This window comes from Burkholderia sp. MSMB1459WGS (assembly GCF_001534535.1).
Lineage (GTDB): Bacteria > Pseudomonadota > Gammaproteobacteria > Burkholderiales > Burkholderiaceae > Burkholderia.
Genome location: NZ_LPMU01000023.1, coordinates 330,897 through 348,063, shown reverse-complemented (window position 1 = coordinate 348,063; position 17,167 = coordinate 330,897). Strand labels below are relative to the sequence as shown.

Here is a 17,167-nt window from a genome sequence, read left to right as displayed (position 1 = left end):
CCTCAGAGCAAGCCCATCCCGCCCGACGCGATGATTTCCGCGCCGACGATGAACGCGGATTCCGGCGCGCTCAGGTGCAGCACCGTCGACGCGATTTCGTCCGGCGTGCCGAACCGGCCGATCGGCACGAGGCCCTTGATCTTGTCGGCCGTCTCGTCGAGCGTCGCCGCATCGAGCCCGAGCTTGCCGTACAGCGGCGTCTGCACCGGCCCCGGGCTGACCACGTTCACGCGCACGCCATGCGGCAGCAGTTTCCCGTCGCGGGAATGCGCGGCCCGGCCGTCGTCGCGCGAAGCCGCTCGCCCCCTTTAACCGCCGCTGACGCGGGCGACTTCCGGTATGCTGATTCACGCGAAACGACTCGAATCGAGGTAACCACTGCGATGGACATCGCGATCCGCATCGAAGGCCGTCACGACCTGACGGGGCAAATCTTCCGGCAACTGCGCACCGCGATCGTCGACGGGCGTCTCGAAGGCGGCGCGCGGCTGCCGTCGACGCGCGACCTCGCGAAACAGCTCGGCGTGTCGCGCAAGACGACGCTCGACGCATTCGAGCGCCTCGTCGCCGAGGGCTACCTGACCACCCGCGCCGGCGACGGCACGTTCGTCGCCGACGGCCTGGCGCGCGTGCCGCACGCCGCGGCGACGTCGGCGCCGTCGATCGTCGACGAGACGCCGCGCATCGACGCGGTCGATGCGCGTGCGCTGTGGAACGACCTGCCCGATGCGCTCGCGATGCCCGCGCCGCAGGATTCGCCCGGCTTCGACTTTCGCGGCGGCGTGACCGACAAGACGCTGTTCCCGTTCGACGCATGGCGGCGTTGCCTGCATCACGCGCTGCGCCAGCAGGCGCGCGGCCCCGGCCAGTATCACGACCCGGCCGGCGACCCGCAGTTGCGCGGCGCGATCGCGCGCTACGTCGCATTCAGCCGTGCGGTCGCCTGCAGTTGGGACGACGTGCTCGTCACGCAGGGCGCGCAACAGGCGCTCGACCTGCTCGCGCGCGTCGTCGTGCGGCCGGGCGACGTCGTCGCGGTCGAGGATCCCGGCTATCCGCCGGCGCGCGCCGCGTTCGCGTCGCTCGGCGCGACGGTGATCGGCGTGCCGGTCGATGCGCAGGGCCTCGTCACGGAGCGGCTGCCGGACGACGCGCGGCTCGTCTACGTGACGCCGTCGCACCAGTTCCCGCTCGGCATGCCGATGACGCTCGATCGCCGCGTCGCGCTGCTCGAATGGGCGCAGCGCCGCCGCGCGGTGATCATCGAGGACGACTACGACGGCGAATTCCGCTTCGAAGGGCGGCCGGTCGAATCGCTGAAGAGCCTCGACCGCACGGGCCTTGTCGCGTACGTCGGCACGTTCTCGAAGACGATCTTTCCGGAGTTGCGGATCGGCTACGCGATTCCGCCGCGCGCGCTGCGCGGCGCGCTCGCCAAGGCCAAGCAGATCGTCGACTGGCACACGTGCACGCTGACGCAGGCGGCGCTCGCGCGCTTCATGCTCGAAGGCGATTTCGCACGGCACCTGAAACGCGTGCAGAAGCACTACGACGCGCGTCGCAAGATGCTGATCGCACACCTGCGCGGCGGACTCGCGCCGTGGTTCGACGCGATCGTGCCGACCGCCGGCATCCACCTCGCCGCGCACCTGAAGCCGGGGCTCGACGAAGCGTCGCTGGTCCGCGCGGCGCGGACGCAGGACCTCGGGCTGTACGGAATCTCGGCGTTCCACGTGGGCGTGCCGGTGCGCCCGGGGCTGCTGTTCGGCTACGGCGGAATCGACGCGCCGCGCATCGACACGGCGCTCGCGAAGCTGGCCGGTTTGCTGGACGCCGGCCTCGCGGGCGGGCCGCCACCGGTTACCTGAATTTTCAAGAAATTGGCTATTCAGGCAGGCCAGTACGCGTCTTAAAGTAGGTCCTGTCGCGCCACCCCGGCGCTACCCAACCGGAAAGGACCTGCCATGCAACCGCGCCTGAACTTCTATGCCGCCAGCCCGAATGCCATCAAGGTGATGCGCAACGCCGAGGAATTCCTTGCGAAAAGCTCGATCGAGAAACCGCTCGCCGAGCTCGTCCGCCTGCGCGCGTCGCAGATCAACGGCTGCGCGTTCTGCGTCGACATGCATACGACCGACGCGCGCAAGGGCGGCGAAACCGATCGCCGTCTCGCGACCGTCGTCACGTGGCGCGAAACGCCGTTCTTCACCGAGCGCGAACGCGCGGCGCTGGAATGGACCGAGGCGCTGACGCTCGTGGCCAGCAACCATGTGCCCGACGCCGTCTGGGAAGCCGTGAAGCCGCACTTCACCGACGAGGAGCTGTTCGACCTGTCGATGCTGATCGCGACGATCAACTCGTGGAACCGCTTCGCGATCGCGTTCCGCAAGATGCCCGAGTAAGGAGGCGACGATGATCCGTTCCCCGCTCCATTGCGTCGCGCTGTGCGCCGGGCTCGTGCTCGCCGCGGCACTGCCAACCGCCGCCCGCGCGCACGACGCCGACGACGGCGTGCACGCAGTCATGCAGCAGGCCGTGCCCGAAGCGCCCGGCAAGCGCGTCGTCGTCGCGACGGTCGACTATGCGCCCGGCCAGGCTTCCGAAGCGCATCGGCATCTCGGCTCGGTGTTCGCCGTCGTGTCGAAAGGCGAAGTGCTGTCGCAGGTGAACGGCGGCCCGCTGCAACGCTATCGCGCCGGCGAAGGCTGGTACGAGCCGCCCGGCTCGCGACATCAGGTGTCGCGCAATGCGAGCGCGACCGAGCCCGCGCAACTCGTCGTGTTCGGGCTGACGGGCGAGCATCAGCCGCTGAAGTCGCCGATCGATCAGTGATCCTGCGGATCGGGCGACGCTCGCGACGTAAACGAAAAAACCGGCTCGAAAGCCGGTTTTTTCATCCCGCATGCCGTGAGCGGCGCTCGCGCGCCGCGCGGCATCAGAAGCGGTGGATCAGGCCGACACCGACGCCGATCTGGTTCTGCTTCGAACCTGCGCCCACGCCGTCACCGATCGACGTGGTCGCCGAGATGATTGCGTTGCCCTTGGTGTTCAGCGTGTTGCCGCTCGCGTGCTGGTAAGCCTCAACCGCGTACAGGCCCGTGCGCTTCGACAGGCTGTAGTACTGCGACAGCGTGACCTGGTGGTACTTGGCCGCGCTGGTGATGCCGTTCGACTGCGTGGCGGCCGTGTACGAGTAGCCTGCCGCGAAGTCCCACTGAGCTGCTGCCTTCCAGTGCAGCACGGCGCCAGCCGTGTTGAAGATGGCCTTGTTCCGGAAGAACGAACCCGTGCCCGGCGTGTACTGGACGTTCGAGTACGACGCCGAAATGTCCCATGCCGGCGTGAACTGATAGCCCGCCGTCACGGCGATCCGCTGCTGCGACTGCGCGGTCGCGTAGCCGTTGTTGATCGACGAAACTGCCGGCTGGTTGCCGTCGCCCGTTGCCGTCAGGCCGTTCTGGACCGTCGAATTCGCGCCCCACACGCCGCCGCCGAGCGTCGAGTTGTTGACCTTCTGGTAGCCGACCGCAATGCCTGCCGGGCCGTTCAGGTACTGGATCGCCGCGCTCCACGTCGAGCCGCGGTTCGTCGCGCCTGCAACGCCGCCGAACGAGTACGAACCGCCGACCGTGAAGCCGTAGAACTTCGGCGACATGTAGACGAGCGAGTTGTTCGCGCGGTAGCTGGTATCCAGCGAGTCGATATCGCCCGGGTGCGCGCCGTAGTAACCGGTCAGCCAGGTCGTCGGGCTGTACGGCGACAGCAGCGTGTAGTACGCGGTGTACTGGCGGCCGGCCGTCAGCGTACCGTACGTGGTGTTGGTCAGACCAACCCATGCCTGACGCGTGAAGATGCCGTTGGTCCACTGCGACGAGCCGTTAGCCGTGTTGACGCCGGCTTCCAACTGGAAAATCGCCTTCGTGCCGCCGCCGAGATCTTCGCTGCCCTTCAGGCCGAAGCGGCTGCCTGCCCACACGCCGGTGGACATCTGCACCTTCGAGTGACCACCCGAGGTTGCACCGACTGCCGACGAGTTGTTCTGCCAAGCCAGACCGTTGTCGACGATACCGTACAGGGTCACGCTGCTCTGGGCGTGGGCGGCGGTAGCGGCTGCGAGACCGACTGCCGTCATGGCGAAAGCGACGCGCTTTTTCATTGATTCTCCGTCCTCAAAGAATGATTTCTTTTCTGGTGTGGTTTTATGACTGACACATGTGCGAGTACATGCCGACGCGATTCTGACGGATTACCAATTGTTTCCCAACATGTGCAGTCGGTCATCGTATGATCGACGCAACGCGCGGGTTCACCAAACGGTTACATGACAGCCCGAAACACTTGTGCGGCGGGCGTTTCCGGCATTTGCCGGTGAAAACCCTAGCTTTACATTTTTACGGGTGCCACGCGACCGTCCGATGTCGTCAGACGCCTTCGGCAATGAAACGTCTTACAAATGCGCGATCGAAGCTGACGCCGCGATTCACGCCGCCGCGCAGGATCGCCGACGTTCATGACAGCCGCATTTCGAAACACGAAATCATGAAAACGTTTTTGTCGGCGTGCCGGTGACGAGACGAGAACGGCCCGACGAATGCGGGCCGGGAGGGGATGCCGGCGCCTGCCGCGCCGGCGATCTTCAGTGCTGCGTCGCGGGGTGCGCGAGCCGCGCGCTCACGGCATCGACGAGCGCGTTCAGGCGCGCGCGGATCGCCGAGTTCGAACCGACCAACGCAAGCGACGCCGCCATGATCCGGTAGATGCGCTTTCTCGGCACCTTGGCCGGCTTCGCCGGGTCGAGCCACGCAGCGTGGCCGGCCAGCAGTTCGAGCGTTTCGAGGCCGATCATGATCGGCCACAGGCAGGCGAGCCGCAGCCGCACGAAACGGCGCGGGATCGCGAGCGTATACAGGCATGCGTCGCGATACTGGTCGAGCGCGACGCGCAGCAGGTCGACCAGCACGCCGCGCGCGCGCGCCGAAGCCTCCGGCTGCATCAGGTCGGCCACGACGAGCCCGTGCGCGCGCAGCACGTCGTCGGGCAGGTAGCAGCGGCCGATGCGCAGATCCTTCGCGCAGTCGCGCAGGATGTTGGTCATCTGCAGCGCCTTGCCGAAACGGATGCCCTTCTCGCGCATGTCCGGCAGATCCCAGCCGCGCGCGGCGCGCGTGTGCGCGTCCGTCATGTCGGTCCAGAACTCGCCGACGCAGCCCGCGACGAGGTACGTGTAGCGGTCGAGCGCATCGCGCGTCGGCAGCGATGCGACCTGCCCCGACTGCTCGTCCGGAAACGTGCGCAGGTCGAATTCCATCCCCGCGGTGAGCGTCGCGACGACCTTGCGGATCGACGCGCGATCGGCCTCCGGCTGCGCGCGCAGCAGCGCGAGCATCGGCTCCATCGAGCCGAGCAGCAGGTGTTCGTGCGAATCGGCCTGCATCCGCGTCACGTCCTCGAGCGAACGCGACAGCGCCGCACCGTCGCCGAGCCGCTCGACGTCGTCGCGCAGGTCGGTCAGCAGCGCCGCACGGCGGTCGGGCGCGACGAGCGCCGTGTCGGCGATCGTGTCGGCCGCGCGCGCAAGCAAATACGCGAGGCCGACCGGGTCGCGCATGCCGTCGGGCAGCACGCGCAGCGTCAGGTAGAAGGAGCGGGAAACGTTCTTCAGCAGCTCGCCGAGCAGATAGGCGGGATCGGTATGGGTCGTCATGGGTCGGGAAAAATCGGCCGGCGCGGACCCCGGACGCACACGGGCGCCGGGCGCCCGCGCCGGCCCGCGAGTCGCCGCATCGCCGCGCCCGGCGGCGGCGGCCCCGGTGCGGCGATGCAAAATTCCCGCAAGTTTAGTGCATCCGGCGCGCGGGCAGCCTGCGACGGGCGGATGCCGCGCGGGCAAGCCCGCCCTCGCCGCCCTCAAAAACAAACGGAAAGGCACAAGTAATACATATGTAATCATTCGGTGCGACGATCGCGCTCCGTTCGATCCCGTTCAGCCCGGCGCGCCGCCAGGCCACCGGCGCGAGCGCCCTTTTCCGACTCCGTTTCGAAGGTTCATCGACATGCTCCTCAAGCGCCCGACCTCCCTGCGCTACGTCCCGTTCGCCTGTGCCGCCGCGTTCCTGCTCGCCGCGTGCGGCGGCGACGACGATCTGACGCGCGATCCCATGCAGCCGATTTCCGCGAAGGTCCAGGTGGTCGGCCATCGCGGCGCGAGCGCGCTGCGCCCCGAACACACGCTCGCGTCGTACCGCAAGGCGATCGAGGACGGCGCGGACATCATCGAGCCCGACCTCGTGGCGACGCGCGACGGCGTGCTGGTCGCGCGCCACGAGAACGAGATCTCGGGCACGACGAACGTGTCGACGCTGCCGCAGTTCGCGAGCCGCAAGGCGACCAAGACGATCGACGGCGTGCAGTTGACCGGCTGGTTCACCGAGGATTTCACGCTCGCCGAGCTAAAGACGCTGCGGGCGCGCGAGCGCATTCCGCAGGTGCGCCCCGCCAACACCGCGTACAACGACCAGTTCGAGATCCCGACCTTCGACGAGATCGTCGCGCTCGCGAAACAGATGTCCGCACAGACCGGCCGCACGATCCACCTGTATCCGGAAACCAAGCATCCGACCTACTTCCAGTCGATCGACTTGCCGCTCGAGGACCGCCTCGTCGACGCACTGCTGAAGGATCCGTACACGTCGCGCACGGCGACCGTCTATATCCAGTCGTTCGAAGTCGCGAACCTGAAGACGATCCGCAACCGGATCAAGTCGAGCCAGCCGAACTGGAAGCTCGTGCAGTTGATGGACGAAGCCGGTCAGCGCCCGTACGACTTCGTGAAGGCGAACGACAAGCGCACCTACGGCGACCTGTCGACGCGCGACGGCATGCGCGAAATCGCGACCTATGCGAACGGCGTCGGGCCGTACAAGACGTCGATCATCGCGGTCGCCGCGGACGGCACGCTGCAGCAGCCGACGCCGTACGTGCGCTACGCGCACGAGGCCGGCCTCGTCGTGCATCCGTACACGTTCCGCCCCGAGAACAACTTCCTGCCCGCGTCGCTGAAGGACGGCGGCACGCCGGCCACGCGCAACACGGCCGGCTCGGTGCGCGAGATCCAGGCGTACCTGCGCGCGGGCATCGACGGCTTCTTCACCGACGATCCGGCCGTCGGCCGCACGGCCGTCGATACGTTCGCGCGCTGATACGAAGCGCCCACCCGCATCGCGACCGGGCGCCGCGTACGACGCGCCGCGCCCGGTTGCGCCGCGTCGCTCAGATCACGTTGAAATGGTGCGTGCCGTCCCGCTTCAACTGGTCGACCAGCCCGTATTCCCAGTCGAGATACGCCTGCATCGCCGCCGCCGCGTTGTCGGTGCCTTCGTACGGGCGCCGGTAGCGGTCGACGCGCGGCGACGCGAGATGGATCTCGCCGCTCTCCAGCGGCAGCCCGGCGTCGATCCATGCGGCCGTGCCGCCGGTCAGCACCCGGATGTCGGCCGACGCCGGCAGCAGCGCGCGGGCGTCGTGCGCCGCGAACCGCGCCAGCAGACTCGATCCGCACGTGAACACGTAACGCTTCGCGGGCGGAATCGCCGCCAGCGCGTCGCGCAACTGCGCGCGCACGGCGAACCACGCGCCCGGGACATGACGCTTCACGTAGTTCGCGCTGGCCGTCACGTCGACGATCGCGAGTTCGCCGGGCGCGGCCTCCTTCAGCCAGCCCGCGAGCGTCGCGGGCGACACGTCGGTCGCGGGCGGCGGCGCCGGCACGTCGCGCGGCGGCTGGCCGCGCTCGACGAATGCCGCGGCGCCGGCCGGTTCGACGACGCGCACGTCCCAGCCCATCTGCGCGAGCCACGACGCGGTCATGTCCGCGCGCACGCCGTCGTCGTCGGCCAGCACGATCCGCGCGCCGCGCACGGCCGCGTGATGATCGGTCTCCTGCACGAGCTGGCCGCCCGGCGTGCTCAGGAAGCCCGGCAGGTGGCCGGCTTCGTATTCCTCCGGCGTGCGCACGTCGAAGCGGTACAGCGTGCGGCCCGGTTCGTCGAGCGCCGCGACGTCGGCCAGCGCGATGCGCGGCACGCCGGCGCGCTCGGCCACCGCGCGGGCGGCCCGACGCGCTTCGGCGCGCTGCGTCGCGTCGATCTCGTCCGGAAAACGGCGCGCCGCACCGTGCTCGAGCGTCTGGCCGGCCAGCGTCCAGCCGATCGTGCCGTTGCGCAGCGCGGCGACCGGATTCGGTAGCCCCGCGTTGACGAGCGACTGCGTGCCGATGATGCTGCGCGTGCGGCCCGCGCAGTTGACGATCACCTGCGTCCGCGGGTCGGGCGCGAGCGCGCGCACGCGCAGCACGAGTTCCGCGCCCGGCACGCTCGTCGACGTCGGGATGTTCATCGTCTGGTACTCGTCGAAGCGGCGCGCGTCGACGATCACGACATCGGCTTTCGCGTCGATCAGCGCCTGCACCTCCTGCGCGGACAGCGACGGCGTATGACGCTCGGCCTCGACCCATTCGCCGAACGACTTGCTCGGCACGTTCACGTCGATGAACAGTTCGCCGCCCGCCGCGACCCAGCCCGCGAGGCCGCCGTCGAGCAGCCGCACGTCGGTGTAGCCGAGCCGCGCGAGCGTCGCGGCCGCGCGCGGCGCGAGATCCTCGCCGCCGGCTTCGCCGAACACGACGATCGGCGTGTCGCGGCGGGGAATCCGCGTCCACGCGTCGAGTTCGAGCTTCGACAACGGAAAGTTGGCGGCCCACAGCGGATGGCCCTGTGCGTACGGATCTTCCTCGCGTACGTCGATCAGCGCGATCTCGTCGCGGGCCAGCAGGCGCGCGCGTACGTCCTGGTACGACGCGACGGGAAAGCGGAAGGTGGAATCGGCGGATGGCGTCACGATGTCTCTGTGTCGAATACGTTGAAGTCAGTGAAGAAAGCGGAACGGATCGAGCCTGGCCCTGCCGGCGCGCACCCGCACCAGGCCGCGCGAGCGGGCTTCGCGTCAGGCATTCGAATAGCCCGACACGAACGGCTTCACGGTACCGTCGTCCAGGTACACCGCGCGCTCGACCTTGCCGATGTTCGCGCCGTACACGTGGATGCTGATCGATACGCGGTCGGCGAACGCGTTGGTCACGCGATGCACGTCGCCGATGCGCGGCGACACGGCCTCGACCTCGCCCGGCCGGAGCCGCACGGCGTCGCCCGCGGGCACCGGCTTGCCGGCCGCGTCGAACCGGTACGGCTGCGAGAACTCGCCGCCGCGCAGCATCCCGATCAGCCCCCACACCGTGTGGTCGTGGATCGGCGTCGTCTGGCCGGGCCCCCACACGAAGCTGACGATCGAGAAGCGCTCGTCCGGGTCGAGATGCAGCAAGTACTGCCGGTAGCGCTCGGGATCGGGCTGCGCGAACGCGTCGGGCAACCAGTCGTCGTGTTCGACGAGCGCGGCGAGCAGCGCGCCGCCCTCGTCGAGTATGCGCGCCTCGTCCGCGCCGGACGCGAGCAGCGCATCCAGACCCTCGACGAACGGACGCAGCGGCGTCTGCTGCAACGAAAGCGTACTCATCGGCCGTCTCCTCGAATATGATGCCGAATATGATGGATCGTCATGATGCACCGGAAAGACCATGCAGAACAAACATGAAAATTAGCGATATCGACGCTTTTGCAGCGGTCGTCCGCTGCCAGACCCTGAGCCAGGCCGCGGCCGAGCTCGGGATGACGCAGCCCGCGATCACGCGGCGCGTCCAGAATCTCGAGGAAGCGCTCGGCGTGACGCTGCTCGACCGCAACACGAAGCCGCCGCGCCCGACCGACATCGGCCGGCAGGTGTTCGAGCAATGTCGCGCGATCCTGCGCGAGGTCGACGCGCTGCGCGAACTGACGGCCGGCGAGCAGCCGCCCGCAGGCGAATTCCGGATCGGGCTCACGCAAGGGCTGGGCGAGCTGATGCTGCCGGCGCTCATCGCGGACCTCGCCGCGCAGTGGCCCGCACTCGCGACGCACGTCACGACCGCATGGGGCGGCCAGCTCGTCGAACGCATCGCGCGCCGCGAACTCGATGCGGCGCTGGTCTTCCTCGCGCGCGAAATGGTGCTGCCGGCGCAGGTCGAAGGCGTTCGGTTGCTGGCGACGCGGCTCGTCGCGGTCGGCCGCAAGGGCGACTGGCCGCTCCGCAGCTATCGGCTCGCCGATTGCCACGCGCGCGGCTGGGTGCTCAATCCGGACGGCTGCGGCTTTCGTGCGGGCTTGCGGCGTGCGCTCGACGCGCAAGGCCTGCCGATGCCGGTCACGCTCGATGCGTACGGCCGCGATCTGCAACTGCAAAGCGTTGCAAACGGCGTCGGCCTCGGATTGATGCCGCTGCCGCTCGTCGAACGCAGCCCGTTGCGCGACGCGCTCGACATCGTGCCGCTCGCCGATTTCAAGCCGCAGATCGACCTGTGGCTGCTGCGCCGGCACGATGCGGCCCGCTTCGATGCGCCGCTCGCGGCCGTCGCCGCGCATGCGCGCACGGCATTCGCGCTGCCCGAGCAATCGCACGACAAGGCCGCGTGACGCGGCCGCGCGGCGCCCGCGTCGCGTCGCGCCGTCGCCCCGCGCGGCAACCCGCACCGGCTCACGCATCATGTCGGCCGCGTTCGCCCCCGTTGCGTGACGTGGCGTCCGCGTCCGCGTTCGCTCCCCCGCGCGTCGCCGCATCGAGCACCGCCCGCCCCGCCGCCACCGCGATCGCATCGTCCTGCGGCGTATGCACGCGACTGCACAGCACGTCGCGATAGTGGCGTTCGAGCGGATTGCCGCGGCTCAGCCCGTGATTGCCCGACAGCTTCAGCGCCTGCTCGACCGTCCGGATCGCCTGCTCGGTCACGGTGCGCTTGACGAGGCCGCTGGTCGTCGCCGAAGGCGCGTTGCCCGCATCGGTACGCGCGATGTGATCGTCGAGCAGCACGCGATTCGTGTGCAGCCAGCCCTCGATTTCGCCGACCGCTTCCTGTACGCGCGGCAGCGTCGCGAGCGGTGCGCCGAGCCCGCTCGGGGCGCGCGTCGTCGCGAATTCGACCAGCCAGTCGCGCGACGCGCGCGCCACCGCGTCGTACAGGCTGCCGAGCAGCGCGACCATCCACGCCTGCTGGTCCGCCTGCGCGTCGGCGTCCGCGTGGGTGGCAGCCGACACGGCCCATGCGTCCGGCGCGCGCACGTCGACCGCGTGATCGGCCGGCAGCGGCACGTCGTCGAATACGACTTCATGGCTTCCGGATGCGCGCAGGCCGAGGTGATTCCAGCTTTCGATCACGCGGATGCGATCGCCGTCGGTATCGCGGTCGCGCGGCACGAGAAACACGCCGACGCGCGGTGCCGGTTCGTCGGTGCGCGCCCACACGGCCAGCCAGCGCAGCGCCGGAATCCCGGTGCTGTAGAGCTTGTGGCCCGACAGCCGCCAGCCGTCGGCAACGCGGCGCGCAACGGTCGCCGGCAGCCCGCCGCGCGACGGCGAACCGAGCGCGGGCTCGACGCGCAACGCATTGATCAACGCACCGTGCTCGACCGCGCTGTCGAACACCGCGCGCCGCACCTGGGCCGGCCAGCGGTTGTCGGCGCGGCCGAGCGCGCGATGCTGCAGATACGTCATCGTCAGCACCAGCGCGGTCGCCGGATCGGCCCGCGCGACGGCGGCGACGATCCGGCTCGCCCGCGCAAGCGTCGCCCCGGCGCCGCCATGCTCGCGCGGCACGACCTGCGCGATCAGCCCGGCACGATGCAGCCGCGCGAAATTCTCGTGCGGAAAGCGGCCTTCGACGTCGTTGCGGGCCGCATCGGCGGCGAGTTCGGGGGTGAGGCGCTCGAGCAGCGCGGCAACGCGCGCGTCGCTCGTCTCGTCGGCGGCTTCGGCGGCGGCAAGCAGGACGTGCAGTGCAGGCTGCCGTGACGGCGAGGAAGCGGCAAGGCTGGCGGACATCGAAACGGATTCCCTGGGTAGTTCGAACACGGCGGCGTAAAACGACAGCGGCGGCAAAGCCTGCGCCAACGCGCGCCCCATCATTCGCGAGCCCACAGCGTATGCGCAACGCATGCGGCCCCAAACCATGCAAATCTGATATTCAAATCGGGATTGATTATTTCCATTCCGCATGATCCCGGCGTTAACCTGCGCTCCATTCCTGCCCGGCCGCGCGCCGGGAACGTCCCTGCACCGGAGACCCAGATGAGCGTCGAATTCATCGGCATGATCCAGAGCCAGAAGCAGTCGGAAATCCACCCGGCGTCCGGCCCGGCGGTCGATCCCGACTATGTGCGCGACTTTGCCCGCGCCCACGAAACGGCCGGCTTCGACCGGATTCTCGTGCCGCACCATTCGACCGGCCCGTCGGCGACGCTGACGATCGCGTTCGCGGCGGCCGCGACCGAGCGCATTCATTTCATGCTCGCGCATCGCCCGGGCTTCACCGCGCCGACGCTCGCCGCGCGGCAGATCGCGACGCTCGACCAGTTCAGCCGCGGCCGGCTCGCCGTGCACTTCATCTCCGGCGGCTCGGACAGCGAGCAGCAGCGCGACGGCGATTTCCTCGATCACGACGCGCGCTACGCACGCACCGACGAATACCTCGGCATCCTGCGGCGGATCTGGACGGAAACGCAGCCGTTCGATCACGACGGCGCGCATTACCGCTTCAAGCAGGGATTTTCGGAAGTGAAGCCGTTCCAGCAGCCGCACGTGCCGATCTATTTCGGCGGCGCGTCGGAAGCCGCGCTCGCGGTGGCCGGCAAGCACGCGGACGTCTATGCGCTGTGGGGCGAATCGCTCGACCAGGTGCGCGACCTGACGACGCGCGTGCGTGCCGAAGCCGCGAAGCACGGCCGCCAGGTGCGCTTCTCCGTGTCGTTCCGGCCGATCCTCGCGGCGACCGAGGACGAAGCGTGGGCGCGTGCGCACCGCATCCTCGACGAAACGCGCCGGCTGCGCGAAGCGGCCGGCCTCGGCGCCGGCGGCCCGCAGCAGAGCGAAGGCGCGCGCCGCCTGCTCGCCGCGGCCGAGCGCGGCTCGCGCGTCGACAAGCGGCTGTGGACCGAGATCGCGAAGCTTACCGGCGCGCGCTCGAATTCGACGGCGCTCGTCGGCACGCCCGAACAGGTCGCCGACGCGCTGCTCGACTACTACGACCTCGGCGTGACGACCTTCCTGATCCGCGGCTTCGATCCGCTGGACGATGCGATCGACTACGGCCGCGAACTGATTCCGCGCGTGCGCAGCGCCGTCGCCACCCGCGACGCGGCGCGCCGTGCCGCCTGAGACGGAGCGATACGCGATCATGTCCGCCGTCCTTTCCTCGCCCGAGCGCACCGCATCGGGCCTCGTGCTCGCCGACACCCCGCGCCAGCATTTCTGGTTCGATCCGCCCGCGCCGCGCATCGACGTGGCCGCCGAGCGCCGCCACCGGCAGGAGCGGCTCGCGGCCGCGTTCCGCCTGTTCGCGCGCTTCGGCTTCGCGTCGGGCCTCGCCGGCCACATCACCGCGCGCGATCCGGAGTTGCCCGATCATTTCTGGGTGAACCCGCTCGGCGTGCATTTCTCGCAGATCAAGGTGTCCGACCTGCTGCTCGTCAACGCGCGCGGCGAAACCGCGATCGGCAAGCGGCCGCTGAACAAGGCCGCATTCGCGATCCATGCGGCGATCCACGAAGCCCATCCGCACGTCGTCGCCGCCGCGCACACGCACTCGACGTACGGCAAGGCGTGGTCGACGCTCGGCCGCCCGCTCGATCCGCTCACGCAGGACGCCTGCGTGTTCTACGAAGACCACGCGCTGTTCGACGACTTCACGGGGATGGTCGTCGACACCAGCGAAGGCGCACGGATCGCCGATGCACTCGCGAAGCCGGACGGCACCACGCACAAGGGCGTGATCCTGAAGAACCACGGCATCCTGACGGCCGGCCCGACGGTCGAGGCCGCCGCATGGTGGTACATCGCGCTCGACAACGCCGCGCACACGCAGTTGCTGGCTGAAGCGGCCGGCACGCCGCAGCCGATCGATCACGAAACCGCGCGCCACACGCACGGCCAGATCGGTGGCCCCGACGGCGCGCTGCATGCGTTCGACAGCCTGTTCGCACGCGTCGTCGCCGACGAACCCGACCTGCTCGACTGACCCGTTCTCGCGCCACACCGGAGACCAGACCATGACCGAAACCACCGCACCCATACCCGCCGACGCGCACGACGACCAACGCCGCCGGCTGCTGCGCGCGGCCGGCGCCGCCGCGCTCGCCGTGCCGGCGATCACGCTCGGCCGCAAGGCCTGGTCCGCGCCGCCGCTGAAGAAACTCACGTTCGCGTGGAACCAGAACGCGTTCTGCCTGACGCCGATCGTCGTCGCGCAGGAGCGCGGCTTCTTCGAGAAAAACGGGCTGAAAGTCGAGCTGATCAACTACAGCGGCTCGACCGACCAGTTGCTCGAATCGATCGCAACCGGCAAGGCCGATGCGGCGGTCGGGATGATCCACCGCTGGCTGAAGCCGCTCGAAGCCGGCTTCGACGTGAAGATCATCGGCAGCTCGCACGGCGGCTGCGTGCGGCTGCTCGGCGCGAAGGCGGCCGGCGTCACGACGTTGCAGGCGCTCAAGGGCAAGACGGTCGGCGTCAGCGATCTCGCCGCGCCCGGCAAGCACTTCTTCTCGATCCTGCTCGCGAAGAACGGCATCGATCCCGAACGCGACGTCACGTGGCGGCAGTATCCGGCCGACCTGCTCGGCGTCGCGGTCGACAAGGGCGAAATCCATGCGATCGCCGACGGCGACCCGAATCTCTACCTGCTCGAAAAGCGCAGCAACGGCGCGTATACCGAACTCGCGACCAACCTGTCCGGCGAATACGCGCGCAAGGTGTGCTGCGTGATCGGCGCGCGCGGCGACCTCGTACGCAACGACCGGCCGTCGGCCGCCGCGCTCGCGCGCTCGATCGTGCAGGCCACCGAATACACGCACGACAACCCGAACGAGGCCGCGAAGGTGTTCGCGAAGTATTCGCCGAAGATCAGCCCCGAGGATCTGCGCAAGCTGTACGCGACGCTCACCTACACGCATCACCCGACCAACGTCGACCTGCAGCAGGAAATCGCGTTCTATGCGGACGATTTCCGCCGCATCAGCGTATTGAAGAAGAGCACGGACCCGCAGCGCTTCGCGCAGCAGGTCTATGCCAACGTACTGGGGTAGCGCGATGTCGACGATCGAACATGCTTCCGCCGCATCGGCATCGGCCGGCGGCGCCGCCCACGCCGACGCTACCGCGCGCGCGGCCTGCACGGCCTGCACGGCCTGCGACGCCGCGCTGACCGCCGACGCCCGGCGCGAACGCATCTGGCCGACCGGGATCGCCGCCGCGCTCGCGTGGACCGCGCTCGGCGCGCTCACGCAACTGTGGCCGAACCGGATCGTCGGCTTCAGCGACTGGGCGTACACCGACACGTTCGGCACGGCCGCGTGGACGATCGCCGCGCTGCTGCTCGCCGCCGCGACGCTCGGTCATCTCGTGGCCGCGACCCGCACGCGGCTCGCGCGGGTGCAACCGGCCGGCCCGTGGCTCGTCGCACTGCCGCTCGTGCTCGCCGCGTGGGAAATCGTCACCGCGAAAACCGGCTGGCTGCCGACGCCGTTCTTCGCGCCGCCGCAGGCACTGATCGAGGTCTACGTCGACGACTGGCCGCGCCTCGCCGGCAGCGCCGGTAACACGCTGAAGCTGCTCGCGCTCGGCTTCGCGTACGGCGTCACGGTAGGTTTCGCGGTGGGCGTGTCGATCGGCTGGTCGCGCCGGATCGGCTACTGGGTGCATCCGGTGCTGCGCGTGCTCGGCCCGGTGCCGGCCACCGCGCTGCTGCCGCTCACGTTCTACTTCTTTCCGTCGAGCTATTCGGCCGCCGCGTTCCTGATCGCGCTGTCGACGGGCTTCCCGGTCGCCGTCCTCACGTGGTCGGGCGTCGCGAGCGTCAACCGTCAGTACTACGACGTTGCGCGCACGCTCGGTGCGAACGCGCGCTTCCTCGTGCTGCGCGTCGCGATTCCGGCCGCGCTGCCGCACGTGTTCGTCGGCATTTTCATGGGGCTGAGCGCGTCGTTCACGGTGCTGGTCGTCGCCGAGATGATGGGCGTCAAGTCGGGGCTCGGCTGGTACCTGAGCTGGGCGCAGGGCTGGGCGTCGTACGTGAACATGTATGCGGCGCTGCTCGTGATGGCGCTGCTGTTTTCCGGGTTGATCGCGCTGCTGTTCGCGGTGCGCGACCGTGTGCTCGCGTGGCAGAAAGGAACCGTCAAATGGTAAGCGCCGCCGTACTCGAACCGTCCGCGGCCGCCGCGCCCGCCGTCACGACGCCGCGCGGCGCGCGCATCGACATCCGCCGCGTGAGCCATGCGTTCGACGGCCCCGGCGGCGCGCTGCCGGTGCTCGACGACGTGTCGCTGTCGGTCGCGGCCGGCGAATTCGTCGCCCTGCTCGGCCCGAGCGGCTGCGGGAAATCGACGCTGCTGCGCCTCGTCGCCGGGCTCGACGCCGCGCGGCAAGGCACGATCGCGCAGGACGGCGTGCCGATCGAGCGCCCCGATCCGTCGCGTATCGTCGTGTTCCAGGACCCGACGCTGTACCCGTGGCGGCGCGTGCGCGCGAACGTCGCGCTCGGCCTCGAAGCGCGCGGCGTGGCGCGCACCGCGCAGCATCGCGTCGACGATGCGCTCGCGCGCGTCGGGCTGCAGGACTTCGCGAACGTGTTTCCGCATCAGTTGTCGGGCGGGATGGCGCAGCGCGTCGCGCTCGCGCGCGCGCTCGTCAACGATCCGCGCCTGCTGATTCTCGACGAACCGCTCGGCAAGCTCGATTCGCTGACGCGGCTCACGATGCAGGCCGAGCTGACCGCCCTGTGGCGACGCGACGGCTTCTCCGCGCTGCTCGTCACGCACGACGTGGAAGAAGCGCTGTTCCTCGCGCAGCGCGTAATCGTGTTCGGGCCACGCCCGGCACGGATCGTCGCCGAACTGCGCGTCGACCTGCCCTACCCGCGCCATCGCGGCGACCCGCGCCTCGCCGAATTGCGCCACGACGCGCTGCGGCATCTCGGGCTCGATGCGAGCTGGTAGATGCCCGGCGCCGTTCGACGTTTGGCTGCGGCACGCCG

Annotated in this window: 15 protein-coding genes and 1 pseudogene; 10 read left to right on the top strand and 6 right to left on the bottom strand. The window is 69.3% G+C overall.

Annotation, left to right across the window (positions count from 1 at the left end; translation table 11 throughout):
* Positions 1-2: 2 nt before the first annotated feature.
* A pseudogene (locus WT97_RS09220) lies at positions 3-254 on the bottom strand (SDR family oxidoreductase); the annotation flags it as partial.
* A gap of 129 nt (positions 255-383) precedes the next feature.
* On the opposite strand from WT97_RS09220, the gene WT97_RS09215 reads away from it, so the two are divergent.
* From WT97_RS09215 to WT97_RS09205, 3 genes are all read left to right on the top strand, one after another.
* Entirely contained in the window at positions 384-1,868 is a 1,485-nt protein-coding gene (locus WT97_RS09215) for a PLP-dependent aminotransferase family protein (RefSeq protein WP_060036162.1), read from the top strand.
* A 96-nt stretch (positions 1,869-1,964) separates the two neighbouring features.
* Positions 1,965-2,402 (top strand): carboxymuconolactone decarboxylase family protein, encoded by a 438-nt coding sequence (locus WT97_RS09210; protein ID WP_006479143.1) that lies wholly within the window; start codon positions 1,965-1,967, stop codon positions 2,400-2,402.
* A gap of 10 nt (positions 2,403-2,412) precedes the next feature.
* Entirely contained in the window at positions 2,413-2,832 is a 420-nt protein-coding gene (locus tag WT97_RS09205) for a cupin domain-containing protein (protein ID WP_060036163.1), read from the top strand.
* 103 nt (positions 2,833-2,935) lie between these two features.
* On the opposite strand, the gene WT97_RS09200 is transcribed toward WT97_RS09205, so the two are convergent.
* Both WT97_RS09200 and WT97_RS09195 read right to left on the bottom strand, forming a co-directional pair.
* The gene (locus tag WT97_RS09200; RefSeq protein WP_059505096.1) at positions 2,936-4,156 is read right to left on the bottom strand and encodes a porin; all 1,221 of its coding nucleotides are present in this window, start codon (positions 4,154-4,156) and stop codon (positions 2,936-2,938) included.
* Between the two features lie 480 nt (positions 4,157-4,636).
* Positions 4,637-5,704, bottom strand: a complete 1,068-nt coding sequence (locus WT97_RS09195) for a phytoene/squalene synthase family protein (protein WP_060036164.1) — start codon at positions 5,702-5,704, stop codon at positions 4,637-4,639.
* Between the two features lie 349 nt (positions 5,705-6,053).
* Here WT97_RS09195 and WT97_RS09190 point away from each other — a divergent pair, with 349 nt between their 5' ends.
* A complete protein-coding gene (locus WT97_RS09190) occupies positions 6,054-7,199 on the top strand; it encodes a glycerophosphodiester phosphodiesterase (RefSeq protein ID WP_060353279.1) in 1,146 nt (381 codons plus the stop codon).
* A gap of 70 nt (positions 7,200-7,269) precedes the next feature.
* On the opposite strand, the gene WT97_RS09185 is transcribed toward WT97_RS09190, so the two are convergent.
* Together WT97_RS09185 and WT97_RS09180 are read right to left on the bottom strand one after the other, a co-directional pair.
* Complete coding sequence (locus tag WT97_RS09185; RefSeq protein WP_060353278.1) at positions 7,270-8,895, bottom strand: rhodanese-related sulfurtransferase; 1,626 nt, start codon at positions 8,893-8,895, stop codon at positions 7,270-7,272.
* Positions 8,896-9,000: 105 nt separating this feature from the next.
* Positions 9,001-9,567 carry a cysteine dioxygenase gene (locus WT97_RS09180; RefSeq protein ID WP_059789422.1) on the bottom strand — a complete coding sequence of 189 codons (567 nt, stop codon included), beginning with the start codon at positions 9,565-9,567 and terminating at the stop codon, positions 9,001-9,003.
* Between the two features lie 17 nt (positions 9,568-9,584).
* Here WT97_RS09180 and WT97_RS09175 point away from each other — a divergent pair, with 17 nt between their 5' ends.
* Positions 9,585-10,559: a LysR family transcriptional regulator gene (locus WT97_RS09175; protein ID WP_179949761.1), complete on the top strand. Its 975-nt coding sequence runs from the start codon at positions 9,585-9,587 to the stop codon at positions 10,557-10,559.
* Between the two features lie 61 nt (positions 10,560-10,620).
* Here WT97_RS09175 and WT97_RS09170 read toward each other — a convergent pair whose 3' ends face one another.
* Entirely contained in the window at positions 10,621-11,961 is a 1,341-nt protein-coding gene (locus WT97_RS09170; RefSeq protein ID WP_060036168.1) for an acyl-CoA dehydrogenase family protein, read from the bottom strand.
* A 246-nt stretch (positions 11,962-12,207) separates the two neighbouring features.
* Here WT97_RS09170 and WT97_RS09165 point away from each other — a divergent pair, with 246 nt between their 5' ends.
* Genes WT97_RS09165 through WT97_RS09145 form a run of 5 tightly spaced genes read left to right on the top strand, consistent with a single transcriptional unit; the run spans position 12,208 to position 17,129 of the window.
* A complete protein-coding gene (locus WT97_RS09165; RefSeq protein WP_060036169.1) occupies positions 12,208-13,293 on the top strand; it encodes an LLM class flavin-dependent oxidoreductase in 1,086 nt (361 codons plus the stop codon).
* A 19-nt stretch (positions 13,294-13,312) separates the two neighbouring features.
* On the top strand, positions 13,313-14,152 hold the full coding sequence (locus WT97_RS09160) for a class II aldolase/adducin family protein (RefSeq protein ID WP_060036170.1): 840 nt from the start codon (positions 13,313-13,315) through the stop codon (positions 14,150-14,152).
* 31 nt (positions 14,153-14,183) lie between these two features.
* Entirely contained in the window at positions 14,184-15,218 is a 1,035-nt protein-coding gene (locus tag WT97_RS09155) for an ABC transporter substrate-binding protein (RefSeq protein ID WP_060036171.1), read from the top strand.
* 4 nt (positions 15,219-15,222) lie between these two features.
* Entirely contained in the window at positions 15,223-16,320 is a 1,098-nt protein-coding gene (locus WT97_RS09150; protein WP_060353276.1) for an ABC transporter permease, read from the top strand.
* Positions 16,314-17,129 carry an ABC transporter ATP-binding protein gene (locus WT97_RS09145; protein ID WP_060036173.1) on the top strand — a complete coding sequence of 272 codons (816 nt, stop codon included), beginning with the start codon at positions 16,314-16,316 and terminating at the stop codon, positions 17,127-17,129. The genes WT97_RS09150 and WT97_RS09145 overlap by 7 nt, the downstream gene beginning before the upstream one ends.
* Positions 17,130-17,167: the final 38 nt, after the last annotated feature.